The 16,279-nt window shown below is 63.6% G+C and carries 25 protein-coding genes; 3 read left to right on the top strand and 22 right to left on the bottom strand.

Annotation, left to right across the window (positions count from 1 at the left end):
* Positions 1 to 376: 376 nt before the first annotated feature.
* The gene (locus tag FNJ47_RS03175) at positions 377 to 754 is read right to left on the bottom strand and encodes a winged helix-turn-helix transcriptional regulator (RefSeq protein ID WP_021081638.1); all 378 of its coding nucleotides are present in this window, start codon (positions 752 to 754) and stop codon (positions 377 to 379) included.
* A gap of 118 nt (positions 755 to 872) precedes the next feature.
* Between FNJ47_RS03175 and FNJ47_RS03180 the strand changes: the two genes are divergently transcribed.
* The 3 genes from FNJ47_RS03180 (at position 873) to FNJ47_RS03190 (ending at position 4,369) form a co-directional block, all read left to right on the top strand.
* A complete protein-coding gene (locus tag FNJ47_RS03180) occupies positions 873 to 1,886 on the top strand; it encodes a zinc-binding alcohol dehydrogenase family protein (protein ID WP_163150570.1) in 1,014 nt (337 codons plus the stop codon).
* Positions 1,887 to 2,129: 243 nt separating this feature from the next.
* Positions 2,130 to 3,209, top strand: a complete 1,080-nt coding sequence (locus tag FNJ47_RS03185; protein ID WP_163150572.1) for a phosphotransferase family protein — start codon at positions 2,130 to 2,132, stop codon at positions 3,207 to 3,209.
* Positions 3,210 to 3,241: 32 nt separating this feature from the next.
* On the top strand, positions 3,242 to 4,369 hold the full coding sequence (locus tag FNJ47_RS03190) for an Rv3169 family protein (RefSeq protein WP_163150574.1): 1,128 nt from the start codon (positions 3,242 to 3,244) through the stop codon (positions 4,367 to 4,369).
* Here the strand turns inward: FNJ47_RS03190 and FNJ47_RS03195 are convergent.
* The 21 genes from FNJ47_RS03195 to rplP all read right to left on the bottom strand — a co-directional run bounded on the left by FNJ47_RS03195 (position 4,366) and on the right by rplP (position 16,256).
* Positions 4,366 to 4,662 carry a DUF1330 domain-containing protein gene (locus FNJ47_RS03195; RefSeq protein WP_163150576.1) on the bottom strand — a complete coding sequence of 99 codons (297 nt, stop codon included), beginning with the start codon at positions 4,660 to 4,662 and terminating at the stop codon, positions 4,366 to 4,368. The two genes, FNJ47_RS03190 and FNJ47_RS03195, sit on opposite strands and share 4 nt — an antisense overlap.
* Positions 4,663 to 4,671: 9 nt before the next feature.
* A complete protein-coding gene (locus FNJ47_RS03200) occupies positions 4,672 to 5,466 on the bottom strand; it encodes an SDR family NAD(P)-dependent oxidoreductase (RefSeq protein WP_163150578.1) in 795 nt (264 codons plus the stop codon).
* A 321-nt stretch (positions 5,467 to 5,787) separates the two neighbouring features.
* Positions 5,788 to 6,204, bottom strand: a complete 417-nt coding sequence (gene rplQ, locus FNJ47_RS03205; protein WP_163150580.1) for a 50S ribosomal protein L17 — start codon at positions 6,202 to 6,204, stop codon at positions 5,788 to 5,790.
* A gap of 120 nt (positions 6,205 to 6,324) precedes the next feature.
* Entirely contained in the window at positions 6,325 to 7,344 is a 1,020-nt protein-coding gene (locus tag FNJ47_RS03210; protein WP_018272129.1) for a DNA-directed RNA polymerase subunit alpha, read from the bottom strand.
* 127 nt (positions 7,345 to 7,471) lie between these two features.
* The gene (gene rpsK / locus FNJ47_RS03215; RefSeq protein WP_006021048.1) at positions 7,472 to 7,861 is read right to left on the bottom strand and encodes a 30S ribosomal protein S11; all 390 of its coding nucleotides are present in this window, start codon (positions 7,859 to 7,861) and stop codon (positions 7,472 to 7,474) included.
* Between the two features lie 115 nt (positions 7,862 to 7,976).
* Positions 7,977 to 8,345, bottom strand: coding sequence for a 30S ribosomal protein S13 (gene rpsM, locus FNJ47_RS03220; RefSeq protein ID WP_050402258.1), 369 nt, complete (start codon positions 8,343 to 8,345; stop codon positions 7,977 to 7,979).
* Positions 8,346 to 8,536: 191 nt separating this feature from the next.
* Positions 8,537 to 9,448: an adenylate kinase gene (locus FNJ47_RS03225; protein WP_163150582.1), complete on the bottom strand. Its 912-nt coding sequence runs from the start codon at positions 9,446 to 9,448 to the stop codon at positions 8,537 to 8,539.
* A gap of 71 nt (positions 9,449 to 9,519) precedes the next feature.
* Entirely contained in the window at positions 9,520 to 10,854 is a 1,335-nt protein-coding gene (gene secY, locus FNJ47_RS03230) for a preprotein translocase subunit SecY (RefSeq protein WP_163150584.1), read from the bottom strand.
* A gap of 158 nt (positions 10,855 to 11,012) precedes the next feature.
* Positions 11,013 to 11,498: a 50S ribosomal protein L15 gene (gene rplO / locus FNJ47_RS03235; protein ID WP_076858257.1), complete on the bottom strand. Its 486-nt coding sequence runs from the start codon at positions 11,496 to 11,498 to the stop codon at positions 11,013 to 11,015.
* A 21-nt stretch (positions 11,499 to 11,519) separates the two neighbouring features.
* Positions 11,520 to 11,711, bottom strand: a complete 192-nt coding sequence (gene rpmD, locus FNJ47_RS03240) for a 50S ribosomal protein L30 (RefSeq protein ID WP_024578582.1) — start codon at positions 11,709 to 11,711, stop codon at positions 11,520 to 11,522.
* A 34-nt stretch (positions 11,712 to 11,745) separates the two neighbouring features.
* Positions 11,746 to 12,321, bottom strand: coding sequence for a 30S ribosomal protein S5 (rpsE, locus tag FNJ47_RS03245; RefSeq protein ID WP_021081649.1), 576 nt, complete (start codon positions 12,319 to 12,321; stop codon positions 11,746 to 11,748).
* 58 nt (positions 12,322 to 12,379) lie between these two features.
* Positions 12,380 to 12,739: a 50S ribosomal protein L18 gene (gene rplR, locus FNJ47_RS03250; protein WP_016843760.1), complete on the bottom strand. Its 360-nt coding sequence runs from the start codon at positions 12,737 to 12,739 to the stop codon at positions 12,380 to 12,382.
* 11 nt (positions 12,740 to 12,750) lie between these two features.
* Positions 12,751 to 13,284 carry a 50S ribosomal protein L6 gene (gene rplF / locus FNJ47_RS03255; RefSeq protein ID WP_092114986.1) on the bottom strand — a complete coding sequence of 178 codons (534 nt, stop codon included), beginning with the start codon at positions 13,282 to 13,284 and terminating at the stop codon, positions 12,751 to 12,753.
* 14 nt (positions 13,285 to 13,298) lie between these two features.
* Complete coding sequence (gene rpsH / locus FNJ47_RS03260) at positions 13,299 to 13,697, bottom strand: 30S ribosomal protein S8 (RefSeq protein ID WP_029081761.1); 399 nt, start codon at positions 13,695 to 13,697, stop codon at positions 13,299 to 13,301.
* A 14-nt stretch (positions 13,698 to 13,711) separates the two neighbouring features.
* Entirely contained in the window at positions 13,712 to 14,017 is a 306-nt protein-coding gene (gene rpsN / locus FNJ47_RS03265; protein WP_163150586.1) for a 30S ribosomal protein S14, read from the bottom strand.
* Positions 14,018 to 14,063: 46 nt separating this feature from the next.
* Positions 14,064 to 14,621: a 50S ribosomal protein L5 gene (rplE, locus tag FNJ47_RS03270; RefSeq protein ID WP_163150588.1), complete on the bottom strand. Its 558-nt coding sequence runs from the start codon at positions 14,619 to 14,621 to the stop codon at positions 14,064 to 14,066.
* Positions 14,614 to 14,928 carry a 50S ribosomal protein L24 gene (gene rplX, locus FNJ47_RS03275; protein ID WP_163150589.1) on the bottom strand — a complete coding sequence of 105 codons (315 nt, stop codon included), beginning with the start codon at positions 14,926 to 14,928 and terminating at the stop codon, positions 14,614 to 14,616. The genes rplE and rplX overlap by 8 nt, the downstream gene beginning before the upstream one ends.
* Positions 14,928 to 15,296: a 50S ribosomal protein L14 gene (gene rplN, locus FNJ47_RS03280; protein ID WP_011473865.1), complete on the bottom strand. Its 369-nt coding sequence runs from the start codon at positions 15,294 to 15,296 to the stop codon at positions 14,928 to 14,930. Before rplN ends, rplX begins: the two co-directional genes overlap by 1 nt.
* A gap of 75 nt (positions 15,297 to 15,371) precedes the next feature.
* Complete coding sequence (rpsQ, locus tag FNJ47_RS03285; protein ID WP_016843754.1) at positions 15,372 to 15,620, bottom strand: 30S ribosomal protein S17; 249 nt, start codon at positions 15,618 to 15,620, stop codon at positions 15,372 to 15,374.
* Positions 15,621 to 15,630: 10 nt separating this feature from the next.
* On the bottom strand, positions 15,631 to 15,837 hold the full coding sequence (gene rpmC, locus FNJ47_RS03290; RefSeq protein ID WP_024578576.1) for a 50S ribosomal protein L29: 207 nt from the start codon (positions 15,835 to 15,837) through the stop codon (positions 15,631 to 15,633).
* Between the two features lie 5 nt (positions 15,838 to 15,842).
* Positions 15,843 to 16,256 (bottom strand): 50S ribosomal protein L16, encoded by a 414-nt coding sequence (gene rplP, locus FNJ47_RS03295; protein ID WP_044538547.1) that lies wholly within the window; start codon positions 16,254 to 16,256, stop codon positions 15,843 to 15,845.
* Positions 16,257 to 16,279 lie beyond the last annotated feature (23 nt).

The raw sequence follows: 16,279 nt of genomic DNA on the forward strand, positions 1-16,279 counted from the left end.
GGCCGGGAGCGACACCGCTCCCGGCCTTTTTATTGTCGCGCGCAAGAGTGCGATGATGTTAGGTCGAATCGATCCGACGGCGAACTCGCTGCACCTCTCCCGCTTGCGGGCAGGGCAATCGCATATGCAAAGTTCGGTGTCGTCCCGGCGTAGGCCGGGATCCATAACCACAGGGCCTTGTTGTTGAACAAGGCTGTGGCCCCAGCTCGCTTTTATCACCACGCCCTGTGGTTATGGATCCCGGATCTGCGCTCCGCTTCGCTGCGCTTGTCCGGGACGACGAAGTTCTTTTGCCATATGCGATTGCCCTCCCCCGCAAGCGGGAGAGGGAACGAAATTCCGATGCTGTTGCTGCTTAACCTGATCTCGTCGTGCCTTACGCCGCGCGCTTCTTCTTCACAACGACCTCCGGCGCCGGCGCGCAGGACAGGCGCTCCTGATGGCCCTCGCCCCAGGCTTTCAGGATATCGATCACCGGACGCAGGCTCTCGCCGAGTTCGGACAGCGTGTATTCGACCCGCGGCGGCACTTCGGCATAGACCTTGCGGATCACGAGGCCGTCGTCCTCGAGCGCGCGCAGCTGCTTGGTCAGCATGCGCTGGGTGATGCCGGGCATCCGCCGCCGCAGCTCGCCGAAGCGCTGGGTGCCGGCCTGCAAATGATACAGGATCACGCCCTTCCATTTGCCGTCGATCAGGTCGAGCGCCGCCTCGACCGCGCAGCCCGGCCGGCGCGCAAAATTCTTCCGTTTCATCTGCTATTTTCCCAATAGTATACAAACAGGGACTAGTTCCCCGATTTTACAGTACTTGCCAAAAGGACGCCAGCGCGACAGGTAACACGGCAGGCAATCGCCCACCATGGAGACCAACATGAAGGCCGTCGGATACCAGAAGTCGCTGCCGATCGAGGCGGCGGAGTCGCTCGTCGATTTCGAGATCGCCAAGCCCGAGCCGAAGGGGCGCGACATCCGCGTCGCGGTGAAGGCCATCTCGGCCAACCCGGTCGACTACAAGGTGCGCAAGCGCGCGGCACCGACCGACGGCAGCTACAAGATCCTCGGCTTCGATGCGGCCGGCGTGGTCGATGCGGTCGGGCCCGACGTGTCGCTGTTCAAGCCCGGCGATGAAGTGTTCTACGCCGGCTCGATCCAGCGCCAGGGCACCAATTCGGAATTTCATCTGGTCGACGAGCGCATCGTCGGCAACAAGCCGGCATCGCTGTCCTTCGCGCAGGCCGCCGCCCTGCCCCTGACCTCGATCACCGCTTGGGAGCTGCTGTTCGACCGGCTCGGTGCGGTGCCGGGCAAGAGCCTCGATCCGCGCACGCTCTTGATCACCGGTGGCGCCGGCGGCGTCGGCTCGATCCTGATCCAGCTTGCACGCCGCCTCACCGGGCTGACGGTGGTTGCGACTGCGACGCGACCGGAGTCAGCGAAATGGTGTCTCGATCTCGGCGCGCATGCGGTGATCGACCACTCGCAACCGATGAAGGAGCAGATCGAAAAACTGAAGCTGCCGCCCGTCGGACTGGTTGCCAGCCTCACCTTCACCGAGCAGCACTACAAGTCGATCGCCGATTTCATCGCGCCGCAAGGCAAGTTCGGCCTGATCGACGATCCCGCCGAATTCAACGTCGCCGTATTCAAGGGCAAGGCGGTCTCGGTGCATTGGGAATCGATGTTCACGCGCTCCTCATTCCAGACGCCTGACATGATCGCGCAGCATCACCTGCTCAACGACGTTGCCGATTTGATCGACAAGGGCGTTCTGCGCACCACGCTCGACCAGACCTTCGGCACCATCAACGCCGCCAACCTCAAGCGCGCCCACGCCTTGCTGGAGAGTGGCAAGTCACGCGGCAAGATCGTGCTGGAAGGCTGGTAGGACGATTAGCGCAAAGGCGTAGGGTGGATTAGCCGAAGGCGTAATCCACCGCGTCACGCTCCGAGAACGGCGGGTTACGCTGCGCTAACCCGCCCTACATGACTTCCCCACAGGCCGGCTCGCGGCTTTTGCCAAAACCGCCGGCGCCTGTATGATTTGCGCAACGATCACCCCGCCTTCAATCCGGCCGACGCAAGACGCAGCTGGAACGGTGGTGACGCCCACGGGGATGGGAGGAAACCGATGAGTTTGCTCACGGCCGATCCGTCGCGGATCGATCCGGAGTGGATGACGCAGGCGCTGCGCGCAGCCGGTGTGATCGATCAGGCCAGGGTCATCGATCTCGCCTGCAAGCCGGTCGGCAACGGCCTCGTCGGCGACAGCTATCGATTTCGCCTGAGCTATGACGGCAACGAGCCGAATGCGCCCTTAAGCGTCGTCGGCAAATTCCCGGCCGCAGATCCCGACAGCCGCCGTTCCGGTTCCGCGCACACGCTTTACGTTCGCGAGGTCGCGTTCTATCGCGAGCTGGCCGCGACCGTCGCCATTCATACCCCGCGGCCGATCCTCGCCGAAATCGATCCGGCCACCGACGACTTCACGCTGATCCTGGAGGACCTGGCCCCCGCCCGCCCGGGCGACCAGCTCGCCGGATGTTCGATCGCAGACTGCCTGACAGCAATGACCGAGGCCGCCGCGCTGCATGCACCGCGATGGAGCGACCCGACGCTCGATGCCGTGCAATGCTTCGTGGTCGCGGCCGGCCGGCGCAGAGACCTTCGCGCGGTGTTGCCCGGCATTATCGGTCACTACAAGGAGCGATATCGTGGCGTCATCGAGCCGGAATTCCTTGATTTGATCGACCGGCTGCCGGACACGATCCCGCGCTACCAGTCCGATCGAACGGTGCCGCGAACCCTGCAGCATGCGGACTTCCGGCTCGACAACATCCTGTTCGACGTGCGCGGCAACACTCGTCCGATGGCGACGCTGGATTGGCAGACACTGACGGTGGGACCCGGCATCGTCGACGTCGCCTACTTCCTGTCGGCCGGCATCGACCCAATCGAGCGGCGGCGTCATGAAGCCGAATTGGTGCGGTTCTATCATTCCGAGCTGGTCCGGCGCGGCGTGCGGGACTATGGCTGGGATCAATGCTGGCGGGATTACCGGCGCTACACGCTGCATGGCATCATGATGGGCGTGGTCTCGGCGCTCAGCGTGCAGCGCTCAGAGCGCGGCGACGCGCTGTTCCTGAAGATGACCCGCGGCGCCTGCGCGCAAGCCCTCGACCACGACAGTTTTTCATACTGGCAGGACTAACGCTGTTTCGCGCGAATTCGAAAGGGATCGGCGTGCTCAACAAACTGGACGACTTCCCCATCCACCAGACGCCCGAGCCGATCGCGGTTCCCTCGACCAGCGACCGCAACGTCTATGATCGAACCTGGTTCAATGGCTACACCGCCGACGGCGCGTATTATTTCGGCATCGGCATTGCGATCTACCCGCACCGCAAGATCCTCGACTGCGCGTTCAGCGTCGTCGAGCGCGGCGGACGCCAGCACTGCTTCTACGGTTCGCGGCGGGCACCGATCGAACGTACCGAGATGCAGGTCGGTCCGTTCCGGCTCGAGGTGCTCGAACCGATGCTGCGGACGCGCGTCGTGCTCGACGACAACGCAACCGGCCTCGCCTGCGACCTGACCTTCTCGGCGCGCACGGCCGCGATCCAGGAAGCGCGCCAGACGCTTTGGTCCGGCGACCGCCGCGCGATGGATTCGACCCGGTTCGACCAGTTCGGCCGCTGGAGCGGCGTCATCCACCACCCCGATGGCGGGATCAAGGTCGACGATCGCACCTGCTACGGCACCAAGGATCGTTCCTGGGGCGTTCGTAACGTCGGCGAACGCGACGTCGGAGGCGCGCCGATGCCGCCGCCGAGCGTGTTCTTCCTCTGGGCGCCGCTGGTTTGGGACGACCACATCTCGCACGCGATCTTCTTCGACGGCACGCAGGGCGAGGCGCTGGTCCGCGAGGGCATCACCGCGCCGCTCTACCGAAGCGAGGCCGAGATCCCCGGCGTCGTCGACGGGCTCGACCGCCGCATGGCGACGGCGCGGCATCGCGTGACCTATGTGCCGAACACGCGGCTTGCGCAGTCAGCCGAGATCGACCTGGTCGATATCGACGGCCACACCACGACTATCGCGCTCGACCCGATCCTCAAATTCCAGATGAAGGGCCTCGGCTACGGCCATCCGCAATGGGGCCAGGGCATGTGGAAGGGCGAGCTCGAGATCGGCGGCGAGTCGTTCGATCCCTTGACGCTCGACCCGCTGGCCCGCGAGAACGTGCACGTGCAGCAAGTGGTACGCGCCCGCCAGGGCAGCCAGACGGGAATCGGCGTGCTGGAGCAGATATGCTTCGGCCCCTACCGTCCCGCCGGGTTCGGTGAGTTTCTCGACGGCGCCAAAGCTTAGCTCGGCGGCACGCCTTCGACGAAGATCAAGCGGCGGTCGAGCGCGGTCCGCCGATGTTTGAGCGCTTCGGCATATTCCGGCGACGCGTACCACTCGCGCAGCCGCGCCATCGACGGAAATTCGACGACGATGATGTTCCTCGGCGGCGGTCCGCCTTCAACCGCTTCCGCGGCGCCGCCGCGCACCAGATAGCGTCCGCCATACTGCGCGATCGCCTTGGCAGCGATGGTGCGATAGGCCTCGAAGCCGGCGGCATCCTTCACGTCGACCTCGGAAATCACATAGGCTGACATGGTCGCGCCTCACGCGATCGTATTGACGATGCCGCCCTCGGCCCGCAGCGCGGCGCCATTGGTCGCCGATGCCTGCCTGGAGCAGACATAGACCACGAGGTTGGCGATCTCCTCCGTGCTGGCAAAGCGCTGCAACAGCGAGGTCGGGCGGTGCTGCTTGACGAAATTGGAGGCCGCCTCCTCGACCGACTGGCCGTTCTGCTTGGCGAGATCCTTGACGAAAGTCTCGACGCCTTCGGACATGGTCGGTCCGGGCAGCACGGAATTGACGGTCACGGCGGTGCCCTTGGTCAGCTCTGCAAGCCCGCGTGCAATCGCAAGCTGCGCGGTCTTGGTCGTGCCGTAATGGATCATCTCGGTCGGGATGTTGAGGCCTGACTCCGAAGAGATGAAGACGATGCGGCCCCAGTTGCGCTTCAACATGCCCTGCATGTAGCCCCGCGACAGCCGCACACCCGACATCACGTTGACCTCGAAGAAGCGGCTCCAGTCCTCGTCGGGAATGTCGAAGAAGCCCTTCGGCTCGAAGATGCCGGCATTGTTGACGAGGATGTCGACCTCGGGCAGCGCCGCAAGCAGCGCCTTGCATCCCTCCGCGGTCGAGACGTCGGCCGCGATGCCGCGGACCTTCGCGCCGGGTACCGCCTTCACGATCGCGGCCACCGCCGCATCGACCTTGGCCTGACCGCGGCCATTGACGACGACCTCCGCGCCGGTTCCGGCCAACCCCTTTGCAATGGCGTTGCCGATGCCCGCGGTCGAGCCGGTCACCAGCGCGGTCTTTCCGGAAAGGTCGATTTTCATCTGTCATCTCCATTGATGTCGATGGACATATCGGGCGCGGCATGAGGCACCGCAATTGCATCTCACCGACGCGTGAGGAAGTAGAAGACATCTCGTCGTCCTGGCGAAAGCCAGGACCCATAACCACAAGCCTGCATTGTTGCGCGACGGCGTGGCCACCAGCCATCGCGACAACATCTGGTTGGGGTTATGGGTCCTGGCTTTCGCCAGGACGACGACGGGGATAGAGCGACGCCACCAATAAACAAAAACGGCGCCCGAAGGCGCCGTTTTCAAAACCTGGGATCGAGAGCAGCCTAAGGCCTCCTCGACGAGACCGGCTTACGCCGCCTCGGCTTCACCGCCCTGGGTCGGACCGGAGTCCTGGCCCTTGGCGTCGACGTCGCGGTCGACGAACTCGATCACGGCCATCGCCGCGTTGTCGCCGTAGCGGAAGCCGGCCTTGATGATGCGGGTGTAGCCGCCCTGGCGGTCCTTGTAGCGGGTCGCCAGCGTGTCGAACAGCTTCTTGACCTGGTCGAGGTCGCGCAGCTCCGAGATCGCCTGGCGGCGCAGCGACAGCCCGCCCTTCTTGCCGAGGGTGACGAGCTTCTCGACGATCGGCCGCAGCTCCTTGGCCTTCGGCAGCGTGGTGACGATCTGCTCGTGCTTGATCAGCGCGGCCGCCATGTTGGCGAACATCGCACGCCGGTGCTCGGCGGTGCGGTTGAGCTTCCGATGAACCTTGCCGTGACGCATTGACTTCTTCCTTCTTCAATTCTGTCGCGGTGGTTCAGCGACAAGTGCAGGTGGGCATCCTGCGTTCGCCCATCAAAAAATCGTGGCCGGAAAGATTCCGGCCACGACGGTGAAAAGGGATCAGTAGTGATCCTCGAAGCGCTTGGCGAGCTCGTCGATGTTCTCCGGCGGCCAGCCCGGCACTTCCATGCCGAGGTGCAGACCCATCTGGGCCAGCACTTCCTTGATCTCGTTCAGCGACTTGCGGCCGAAGTTCGGGGTGCGGAGCATTTCCGCTTCCGACTTCTGCACGAGGTCGCCGATGTAGACGATGTTGTCGTTCTTCAGGCAGTTTGCCGAACGCACCGACAGCTCGAGCTCGTCGACCTTCTTGAGGAACGCCGGGTTGAACGCGAGATCGGGGATGATCTCCTGCGTGACTTCCTTGCGCGGCTCTTCGAAGTTGACGAACACGTTGAGCTGATCCTGCAGGATGCGCGCAGCGTAAGCCACCGCGTCCTCCGGCGTGATCGCGCCGTTGGTCTCGATCGTCATGGTCAGCTTGTCGTAGTCGAGGATCTGGCCCTCACGGGTGTTCTCGACCTTGTAGGAGACCTTGCGGACCGGCGAGAACAGGCTGTCGACCGGGATCAGGCCGATCGGCGCATCCTCGGGACGGTTGCGCTCGGCCGCGACATAGCCCTTGCCGGTCGTGACCGTGAACTCCATGCGGATCTCGGCGCCGTCGTCCAGCGTGCAGAGCTGGAGGTCGGGGTTGAGCACGGTGACGTCGCCGACGGTCTGGATGTCGCCGGCGGTGACGGCACCCGGGCCCTGCTTCTTCACGACCATGCGCTTCGGGCCTTCGCCCTGCATCTTGATCGAGATGTCCTTGATGTTGAGGACGATGTCGGTGACGTCTTCACGGACACCGGCGATCGAGGAGAACTCGTGCAGCACGCCGTCGATGTGCACCGACTGCACCGCTGCGCCCTGCAGCGAGGACAACAGGATGCGGCGCAGCGCGTTGCCGAGCGTCTGGCCGAAGCCGCGCTCGAGCGGCTCGGCGACGACGGTGGCGAACCGGCTCGCGTCCGAGCCCGGCGTGACCTGCAGCTTGTTCGGTCGAATGAGTTCTTGCCAATTTTTCTGGATCGTCACTTGTTCACCCTTTGCCGGTCGTTCAGGCCAGTCGAATGGCCAAACCTGGCGTTGGAGATCGCGGATCAGTCCGCGCGGTCAATTCCAAAAACGATCGCAGGGCGGCCAAGGCCGCCCGCGACTTAGATCAAACGCGCCGACGCTTGCGCGGACGGCAGCCATTGTGCGGGATCGTGGTCACGTCGCGGATCGAGGTGACGGTGAAGCCCGCAGCCTGCAGCGCGCGGAGCGCCGACTCACGGCCCGAACCCGGGCCGGCCACTTCAACCTCCAGCGTGCGCATGCCGTGTTCCTGCGCCTTCTTGGAGACGTCTTCCGCCGCAACCTGCGCGGCATAAGGGGTCGACTTGCGCGAGCCCTTGAAACCCATGGTGCCGGCCGACGACCAGGCGATGGTGTTGCCCTGCGCGTCGGTGATGGTGATGGTCGTGTTGTTGAACGACGAATTCACGTGCGCGATGCCGGAGGCGATGTTCTTGCGTTCGCGGCGGCGTACGCGGGTGGCTTCCTTGCCCATTTCTAACCTTTCCTGTGATCTCAAACGCCGCCGTAGTGCCAGCGGCTACACCTCAAAACGCAAATGGCGAGCAGCGAATTTCGATTCGCTGCTCCCCACCTGCAATTCGCAAAACTTACTTCTTCTTGCCGGCGATCGCCTTGGCCGGCCCCTTGCGCGTACGCGCATTGGTGTGGGTGCGCTGACCGCGCACCGGCAGACCGCGACGATGACGCAGGCCGCGATAGCAGCCGAGGTCCATCAGCCGCTTGATGTTGATGCCGACCTCACGACGGAGGTCGCCCTCGACCAGATAGTCACGGTCGATGACTTCGCGGATCTGCAGGACTTCCTGGTCGGTCAACTGGTTGACGCGACGGTCCGCGGGGATCTTGACCTTCTCGATGATGTCGGCCGCGTTCTTCTGGCCGATACCATGGATGTACTGAAGCGCGATCAGCACGCGCTTGTTGGTAGGAATGTTGACGCCGGCAATACGGGCCACGGACTTCTCTCCTGTCGCCGCTCCATCACGGATGCGGGCTTCTCAAGTGCTTGCTACTTGCGGGCTTGTGTCCACAAACGCGAACACGACGCCCTTCCCCTTGTGTCCTTCGGGGCCCGGCATCGTCATAAAACTATCCAACTTGGATGCGGGGCTTATTAAAGGATTCATGTCGGTTTCGTCAACCGCTCCTAGCGTTTAGCTCGCTTTTTCGTGAGCTTTTTTGTCGCCTTTTTGGCAACTTTTGCACCCTTGCGGGCATTTGCGGCACCAGCGGCCTTCTTTGCGGCCTTTTTGGCCGGCTGCTTCGCAGCCTTCCTGGCACCCTTGCCGGCGCCTTTGGCCTTGGAGGCCGCCTTGGCGGTCTTCACGGCCGGTCTGGCGGCCTTTTTGGCAGATTCGGCAGCCTTGGCAGCCTTCTTGGCTGGTTTCCTGGTGGTCTTCTTGGCCGCCTTGGAGGCCTTCTTGGCCGCCCGGGAAGCCGCCTTGGGCTCCTCGTGCTCCTTCGGTTCCAGCGCGCCGAGCGCGGTCAGGATCCGGTTGATCTCACGGGTCACGTGCTCGATGGTCATCATGCCATCGACCGTCAAGAGCTTCCGCCGCTCCGAATAATAGTGAATCAGCGGTTCCGTCATCGAACGGTACTGCGCGAGGCGCTTGGTCAGCACTTCCGGCGTATCGTCGAGCCGCACTTCCTCGCCGCGCGCGCGGGTTTCCTCGGCGCGCTTCTCAACGCGGGCGAGCAGCGCACTCTCGTTGACGCGCAGCTCAACAACGGCGTCGAGCTTGAGGTGCTTCTTCTTGAGGAGCTCGTCGAGCGCCTCAGCCTGCGGCACGGTGCGCGGGAAGCCGTCCAGGATAAAACCCTTCTTGGCATCGGGCTCGTCGATCCGGTCGGCGATGATTCCCACCACGACCTCGTCGGGAACCAGGCCGCCATTGGCCATGATCTCCTTGGCCTGCAAGCCGATCGGCGTGCCCGCGGCAACCGCAGCGCGCAACATCTCGCCGGTCGAGAGCTGAACGATGCCATGCCTGTGCACCAGCCGCTGCGCCTGGGTTCCCTTGCCCGAGCCCGGCGGCCCCAAAAGGATCAATCTCATATCTGTTTCGCCCCCCGGCTAGGTGGGCGAATTCCGCACACCTGTGTTTTGAGTTTGAAGCCGCGCCGCGATCAGCGGCGGCGGCCTCCCCTGAGCTTCGACTTCCTGATCAACCCTTCATACTGATGCGCGAGCAGATAGCCCTGCACCTGCGACACCGTATCCATCGTCACGCTGACGACGATCAGGAGCGAAGTGCCGCCAAAGTAGAACGGGACCGAGGCGTAGGAAATCAGAATTTCAGGAATCAGGCAGACGATCGCGAGATAGATCGCGCCGAGCACCGTGATGCGCGACAGCACGTAGTCGATGTATTCGGCGGTGCGCTCACCGGGCCGGATGCCGGGGATGAAGCCGCCATGCTTCTTCAGATTGTCCGCGGTCTCGGTCGGGTTGAACACGATCGCGGTGTAGAAGAACGCGAAGAACACGATCAACGCGAGATACATCAGCAGGAACAGCGGACGGCCGTGGCTGAGCTGGGTGGTGAGCCACTGGAACCACTCCGGACCCTTGCCGGCGTTGAAGTTCGCGACCGTGGTCGGCAGCAGCAGCAACGACGAGGCGAAGATCGGCGGAATCACGCCCGAGGTGTTGAGCTTGAGCGGCAGATGCGAGGACTGGCCCTCGAACATCTTGTTGCCGACCTGGCGCTTCGGATACTGGATCAGGAGCCGGCGCTGCGCACGCTCCATGAACACGATGAAGGCGATCACGGCGACCGCCATCACGATGACGATCAGGATCAGGCCGGTCGACATCGCGCCCTGGCGGCCGAGTTCCAGCATGTTGGCGAGCGCCGAGGGCAGCTCGGCGACGATGCCGGACAGAATGATCAGCGAGATACCGTTGCCGATGCCGCGCGAGGTGATCTGCTCGCCGAGCCACATCAGGAACATGGTGCCGCCGGTCAGCGTGATCGCGGTCGAGATCCGGAAGAACATGCCGGGGTCGCTGACGACATTGCCGGCGCCTTCGAGGCCGATCGCGATGCCGTAGGACTGGAACAGCGCCAGGATCACCGTCAGATAGCGGGTGTACTGGTTCAGCGTCTTGCGGCCCGCCTCGCCTTCCTTCTTGAGCGCCTCGAGCTGCGGCGACACGGTGGTCAAGAGCTGGACGATGATCGATGCCGAAATGTACGGCATGATGTTCAGCGCGAAGATCGCCATGCGGTGGATGCCGCCGCCGGCGAACATGTTGAACATGCCGAGGATGCCGCCGGACTGGCTGCGGAACACCTGCTCCCAGATGTTGGGATCGATGCCCGGCAGCGGGATGTAGGTGCCCAGCCGATAAACAAGCAGCGCACCCAGGGTGAACCAGATGCGCTTCTTCAGCTCGTCGGCTTTCGCCAGAGATCCGAAATTGAGGTTTGCGGCAAGTTGTTCGGCTGCTGAGACCATGTTCGGCTTTCTCCCGGAGCCCGCTTCGCCGACGGCCCCGGAGATCAAATCCCCTCGGCCAGTCGGCAGACACCGGACATTATCTGGTGCTCGGCCTCGATAAGTCCATCATTCGATCCGCGGATTGCCCGCCGACGCGGCGGGCAATGACGCAGATGTTACGCCGCCTCGCCTTCGTCCTTGGCGGGGGCCAGGATCTTGACCGAGCCGCCGGCCTTCTCGACCGCAGCAATGGCCGACTTGGAAGCGCCGTGCGCTTCGATGGTCAGCTTGGTCTTGATCTCGCCGCGGCCCAGCAGCCGCAGGCCGTCCTTGGCGCGACGCAGCACGCCGGCCTTGACCAGCGTTTCGACGGTGACCGTCGCGCTCGCATCGACCAGCTTGTTGTCGATCGCTTCCTGCAGACGGTCGAGATTGATCTCGGCGAAGTCGAGCCGGAAGATGTTGTTGAAACCGCGCTTCGGCAAACGGCGATGCATCGGCATCTGGCCGCCTTCGAAACCCTTGATGCGGACGCCCGAACGCGCGGTCTGGCCCTTGCCGCCGCGGCCCGAGGTCTTGCCCTTGCCGGAACCGATGCCACGGCCGACACGCATGCGCTTCTTGCGCGAGCCGGCGTTGTCGGCGATATCGCTGAGCTTCATCGCCCTTCTCCTTATCTCTGCTTACTCGCCGACGACGCGGACGAGATGCTGAACCTTGCTGATCATGCCGCGAACTTCAGGGGTGTCCTGCAGCTCGGCAACCCGGCCGATCTTGTTGAGCTTGAGGCCGATCAGCGTCGAACGCTGCGAGTGATGGCGGCGGATTGCGCTGCCGGTCTGCTCGACCTTGATCGTCTTGCTGGCCTTGGCCATCGTCTTGAACTCCAGAAAGCGCTGGTCGCGCGGGTTATTCCGCCACCACTTCGGCGTCGCCGCCGACGCGGCGCGACTGCAGGGTGGAGACCTTGATGTTGCGGCGCGCAGCCACCGAACGCGGCGAATCCTGATGCTTCAGCGCGTCGAAAGTCGCGCGAACCATGTTGTAGGGATTCGACGAGCCGATCGACTTCGCCACCACGTCCTGGATGCCGAGCGTCTCGAACACCGCGCGCATCGGGCCGCCGGCGATGATGCCGGTACCCGCCGGAGCGGTACGCAAATAGACGCGACCGGCGCCGTGACGGCCGGCGACGTCGTGATGCAGCGTGCGGCCTTCGCGCAGCGCGACGCGGGTCAGATTGCGCTTCGCCGATTCGGTCGCCTTGCGGATCGCTTCCGGCACTTCGCGCGCCTTGCCGTGGCCGAAACCGACCCGGCCCTTCTGGTCGCCGATCACGACCAGCGCTGCGAAGCCGAAGCGCTTGCCGCCCTTGACGACCTTCGCCACGCGATTGATGTGGACGAGCTTATCGACGAACTCGCTGTCGCGCTCCTCGCGCTCCCTGCTCCGTTCGCGGCCGCCGCGTTCGCGTTCACCTGCCATGGTGTTTTCCAATCTCTAGGAGGCCTTACGCCTCTTGCCTTGTAATCGTTCGATTCGTTTAGAAGCTCAATCCGCCTTCGCGCGCTGCATCCGCGAGCGCCTTGACGCGCCCGTGATAGATGTAGGCGCCGCGATCGAACACGACTTCCTTGACACCCTTCTGCGCCGCGCGTTCCGCGAGCAGCTTGCCGACCGCCTTCGCCGCATCGATGTCGGCGCCGGTCTTGCCGGCGTCGCGCATGGTCTTCTCGAGCGACGAGGCGGACGCGAGCGTCTCGCCCTTCTGGTCGTCGATGACCTGGGCGTAGATGTGCTTGGACGAGCGGAACACCGACAGCCGCGGGCGGCCGCCTGCCGAGCGGCGAAGCGCAAGGCGCACGCGCTGCTTGCGCCGGGCATTCGTAACCTTGAGTGACATGACCGGCTCCGTTACTTCTTCTTGCCTTCCTTGCGGAAGATGAATTCGTTGGCGTACTTCACGCCCTTGCCCTTGTAGGGCTCCGGCGGGCGGTAGGCGCGGATCTCGGCGGCGACCTGGCCGACGCGCTGCGGATCGTTGCCGGTGATCGTGATCTCGGTCGGCTTCGGCACCGCGATGGTGATGCCTTCCGGGATCGCGTAGACCACGTCGTGGCTGTAGCCGAGCGCGAGCTGCAGGTTCTTGCCCTGCATCGCGGCGCGGTAACCGACGCCGGTGATCTCGAGCTTCTTCTCGAAGCCCTTGGTGACGCCCTCGACGAGGTTGGCGACCTGCGCACGCGCGGTGCCGTACATCGCCTGCGCGCGGTTGGTCTTGACGCGCGGAGCGACCTTGACCTGGCCGTTCTCGAACTTCACCTCGACGTCGTCATGCACGACGAACTGAAGCTGGCCCTTCGGCCCCTTCACCTTCACCGTCTGGCCCTCGACGCTTGCCGTCACACCCGACGGGATCGCCACCGGCCTTTTGCCGATACGTGACATCGTAAAATCCTTCCTCAGAACACCGTGAAGAGAACTTCGCCGCCCACGTTGGCGTCGCGCGCCTCGTGGTCAGCCATGATTCCCTTCGGCGTCGACAACACCGAAATGCCGAGACCGTTGTTCACGCGCGGCAGGTTCTTCACCGAGGCGTAAACGCGGCGGCCCGGCTTCGACACCCGCTCGATCTCGCGGATGACGGGCTCGCCGTCGAAATACTTCAGTTCGATCTCGAGCTCGCTGCGGCCCGAGGCATGCTCGACGCTGGCGTAGCCGCGGATGTACCCCTCGGACTTCAGCACCTCGAGCACGTTGGCGCGCATCTTCGAGCCCGGGGTCGAAACCTTGGACTTCGAACGCATCTGCGCGTTGCGAATGCGGGTGATGAGATCGCTGATCGGATCGTGCGTAGACATTGTTCCGACCCTCCTTACCAGCTCGACTTCACGAGCCCGGGAACCAGGCCCTTGGAGCCGAGTTCACGCAGCGCGATGCGCGAGAGCTTGTTCTTGCGATAGTTCGAACGCGGACGCCCGGTCAGTTCGCAGCGGTTGCGGATGCGGGTCGGCGACGAGTTGCGCGGCATCTCGGCAAGCTTCAGCGTCGCCGCGAAGCGCTCTTCCATCGGAATGGACTTGTCGGCGATGATCGCCTTCAGCTTCTCGCGGCGCGGGCCGGCGTTCTTCGCCATCCGCTTGCGCCGGTTGTTCTTCTCGATTGAACTCTTCTTTGCCATGCTTGGCTCCTGGGTATCCGCGTTTGAGTGGCTTTGGTTCAGCTACTCACTGCCGGAACGGGAAATTGAAAGCGGTCAACAAGGCGCGGGCCTCGTCGTCGGTCTTGGCGGTGGTGCAGACCGTGATGTCCATGCCACGCGCTTCCGAGACTTTCTCGAAGTCGATCTCGGGGAAAATGATGTGCTCCTTGATGCCGAGCGAGTAGTTGCCGCGGCCGTCAAAGCTCTTCGGGTTCAGGCCGCGGAAGTCGCGGACGCGGGGCAGCGCCACGTTGATCAGACGGTCGATGAACTCGTACATGTGGGCCTTGCGCAGCGTGACCTTGCAGCCGATCGGCTGGTTCTCACGCAACTTGAAGGTCGCGATCGCAATCCGGGAATAGGTCACGATCGCCTTCTGGCCGGCGATCTGGCTCAGCTCGGCAGCGGCGGTCTCGGCCTTCTTGCGGTCGTTGACGGAATCGCCGACGCCCATGTTGAGCACGACCTTGTCCAGGCGCGGCACCTGCATCACGTTGGCATAACCGAACTTCTCGGTCATCATGCCGCGGATATTCTTCTCGAACTCCACGCGCAGGCGCGGCGTGTAAGCGGTATCAGCCATCGATCTCTGCTCCCGAGCTCTTGGCAACGCGGACCTTCTTGCCATCGGCCTGAATCTTGAACCCAATGCGGGTCGGCTTTCCGTCCTTGCCGACATACGCAATGTTGGACAGGTTGATCGGCATCTCCTTGGAGATGATGCCGCCCTCCTGGGTCTGGCTCTGCTTCTGGTGACGCTTCACCATGTTGATGCCGCGAACGAGAGCCTTGTTCTCGTCCGGACGCACCTCGAACACCTCGCCGGTGCGACCCTTGTCGCGGCCGGTGAGCACGATCACCTTGTCGCCCTTGCGGATCTTGGCAGCCATCACAGCACCTCCGGCGCGAGCGAAATGATCTTCATGTGGTTCTTGGCGCGCAGCTCGCGCGGCACCGGCCCGAAGATACGGGTGCCGACCGGCTCGGACTGATTGTTGATCAGCACTGCGGCGTTGCGGTCGAAGCGGATGACCGAACCGTCGGCGCGGCGGATGTCCTTGCGGACCCGGACCACGACGGCCTTCATCACGTCTCCCTTCTTCACCTTGCCACGCGGAATGGCTTCCTTGATCGACACAACGATAACGTCGCCCACGGTGGCATAGCGGCGCTTGGAACCTCCAAGAACCTTGATGCACATGACACGGCGTGCGCCTGAATTATCGGCCACGTCGAGGTTGGTCTGCATCTGAATCATTGATGCACCTCGTCCTCTTTCTGCGCTTAAGCGCGCTCAAAATTTCCCTGAAGTACTTCGGCCAGGCCGAAGAAATCAGGCCGTTTTCTTGTGTTCGCCCCGGACCACGGTCCAGCGCTTCAGCTTCGAGATCGGCTTCGATTCCTCGATCCAGACCATGTCGCCCGGCTTGAACTGGTTGTTCTCGTCGTGCGCGTGGTAGTTCTTGGAACGGCGGATCGTCTTCTTGTAGATCGGGTGGGTGAAGCGGCGATCGACCCGCACCACGATCGTCTTGGCTTGCTTGTCGCTGACGACCACGCCCTGCAGAGTACGTTTCGGCATAGCTGGCCCCTTACTTCTTCTTCGCGCGCTGCTGCGCGGCGATGGTCTTGATACGAGCGATATCGCGGCGGGCTTCCCGCATCCGCGACGTGTTCTCCAGCTGCCCGGTGGCGCGCTGGAAACGCAGGTTGAAGCGTTCCTTCTTCAGGTTCAGGACCGCGTCTTCCCGCTGGTCGTCGCTCATCGCGCGAATGTCTTCAACTTTCATCTCGGCCATGGCGATTACTCCGCAATGCGCGCAACGAAGCGCGTCTTGATCGGCAGCTTGGCGGCGGCGAGCGTCAGCGCCTCCTTGGCGGTCTGCACCGTCACGCCGTCGATCTCAAACATCACGCGGCCCGGCTTGACCCGCGCCACCCACAATTCCGGCGCACCCTTGCCGGAGCCCATGCGGACTTCGGCGGGCTTCTTCGACACCGGCACGTCCGGGAACACGCGGATCCAGACGCGGCCGGCACGCTTCATGTGACGGGTCAGCGCGCGACGGGCGGCTTCGATCTGGCGGGCGGTGACGCGCTCAGGCTCCATCGCCTTCAGGCCGAACTGGCCGAACGCCAACGTCGCGCCAGAGGTCGCAACGCCGTGGATACGGCCCTTATGCGCCTTCCGGAACTTCGTCTTCTTAGGTTGCATCATGGCTTTAAGCCCTCAAATTCCTG

Origin of the sequence: Bradyrhizobium uaiense (assembly GCF_010811875.1) — a bacterium.
Classification (GTDB): domain Bacteria; phylum Pseudomonadota; class Alphaproteobacteria; order Rhizobiales; family Xanthobacteraceae; genus Bradyrhizobium; species Bradyrhizobium uaiense.

Coding starts and splice junctions, on each gene's coding strand:
- FNJ47_RS03180 (WP_163150570.1), top strand. CDS start 873: ATGAAGGCCGTCGGATACCAGAAGTCGCTGCCGATCGAGGCGGCGGAG.
- FNJ47_RS03195 (WP_163150576.1), bottom strand. CDS start 4,662: ATGTCAGCCTATGTGATTTCCGAGGTCGACGTGAAGGATGCCGCCGGC.
- rpsQ (WP_016843754.1), bottom strand. CDS start 15,620: ATGCCGAAACGTACTCTGCAGGGCGTGGTCGTCAGCGACAAGCAAGCC.
- rpsH (WP_029081761.1), bottom strand. CDS start 13,697: ATGTCTACGCACGATCCGATCAGCGATCTCATCACCCGCATTCGCAAC.
- rplE (WP_163150588.1), bottom strand. CDS start 14,621: ATGGCTGATACCGCTTACACGCCGCGCCTGCGCGTGGAGTTCGAGAAG.
- rplF (WP_092114986.1), bottom strand. CDS start 13,284: ATGTCACGTATCGGCAAAAGGCCGGTGGCGATCCCGTCGGGTGTGACG.
- rpmD (WP_024578582.1), bottom strand. CDS start 11,711: ATGGCCAAGGCCAGCAAGACGATCAAGGTCGAGCAGACCGGCAGCGCA.
- secY (WP_163150584.1), bottom strand. CDS start 10,854: ATGGTCTCAGCAGCCGAACAACTTGCCGCAAACCTCAATTTCGGATCT.
- FNJ47_RS03200 (WP_163150578.1), bottom strand. CDS start 5,466: ATGAAAATCGACCTTTCCGGAAAGACCGCGCTGGTGACCGGCTCGACC.
- rpsE (WP_021081649.1), bottom strand. CDS start 12,321: ATGGCAGGTGAACGCGAACGCGGCGGCCGCGAACGGAGCAGGGAGCGC.
- rplP (WP_044538547.1), bottom strand. CDS start 16,256: ATGATGCAACCTAAGAAGACGAAGTTCCGGAAGGCGCATAAGGGCCGT.
- rplR (WP_016843760.1), bottom strand. CDS start 12,739: ATGTCACTCAAGGTTACGAATGCCCGGCGCAAGCAGCGCGTGCGCCTT.
- rplO (WP_076858257.1), bottom strand. CDS start 11,498: ATGAAGCTCAGCGATATCGCCGACAACGCCGGCTCGCGCAAGAAGCGC.
- rplN (WP_011473865.1), bottom strand. CDS start 15,296: ATGATTCAGATGCAGACCAACCTCGACGTGGCCGATAATTCAGGCGCA.
- rpsN (WP_163150586.1), bottom strand. CDS start 14,017: ATGGCAAAGAAGAGTTCAATCGAGAAGAACAACCGGCGCAAGCGGATG.
- FNJ47_RS03175 (WP_021081638.1), bottom strand. CDS start 754: ATGAAACGGAAGAATTTTGCGCGCCGGCCGGGCTGCGCGGTCGAGGCG.
- rpmC (WP_024578576.1), bottom strand. CDS start 15,837: ATGGCCGAGATGAAAGTTGAAGACATTCGCGCGATGAGCGACGACCAG.
- FNJ47_RS03225 (WP_163150582.1), bottom strand. CDS start 9,448: ATGAGATTGATCCTTTTGGGGCCGCCGGGCTCGGGCAAGGGAACCCAG.
- rpsK (WP_006021048.1), bottom strand. CDS start 7,861: ATGGGCAAGGAAGCCACCCGCGTACGCCGCCGCGAACGCAAGAACATC.
- rplQ (WP_163150580.1), bottom strand. CDS start 6,204: ATGCGTCACGGCAAGGTTCATCGGAAGCTCAACCGCACCGCCGAGCAC.
- FNJ47_RS03185 (WP_163150572.1), top strand. CDS start 2,130: ATGAGTTTGCTCACGGCCGATCCGTCGCGGATCGATCCGGAGTGGATG.
- rplX (WP_163150589.1), bottom strand. CDS start 14,928: ATGGCTGCCAAGATCCGCAAGGGCGACAAGGTGATCGTGCTCACCGGC.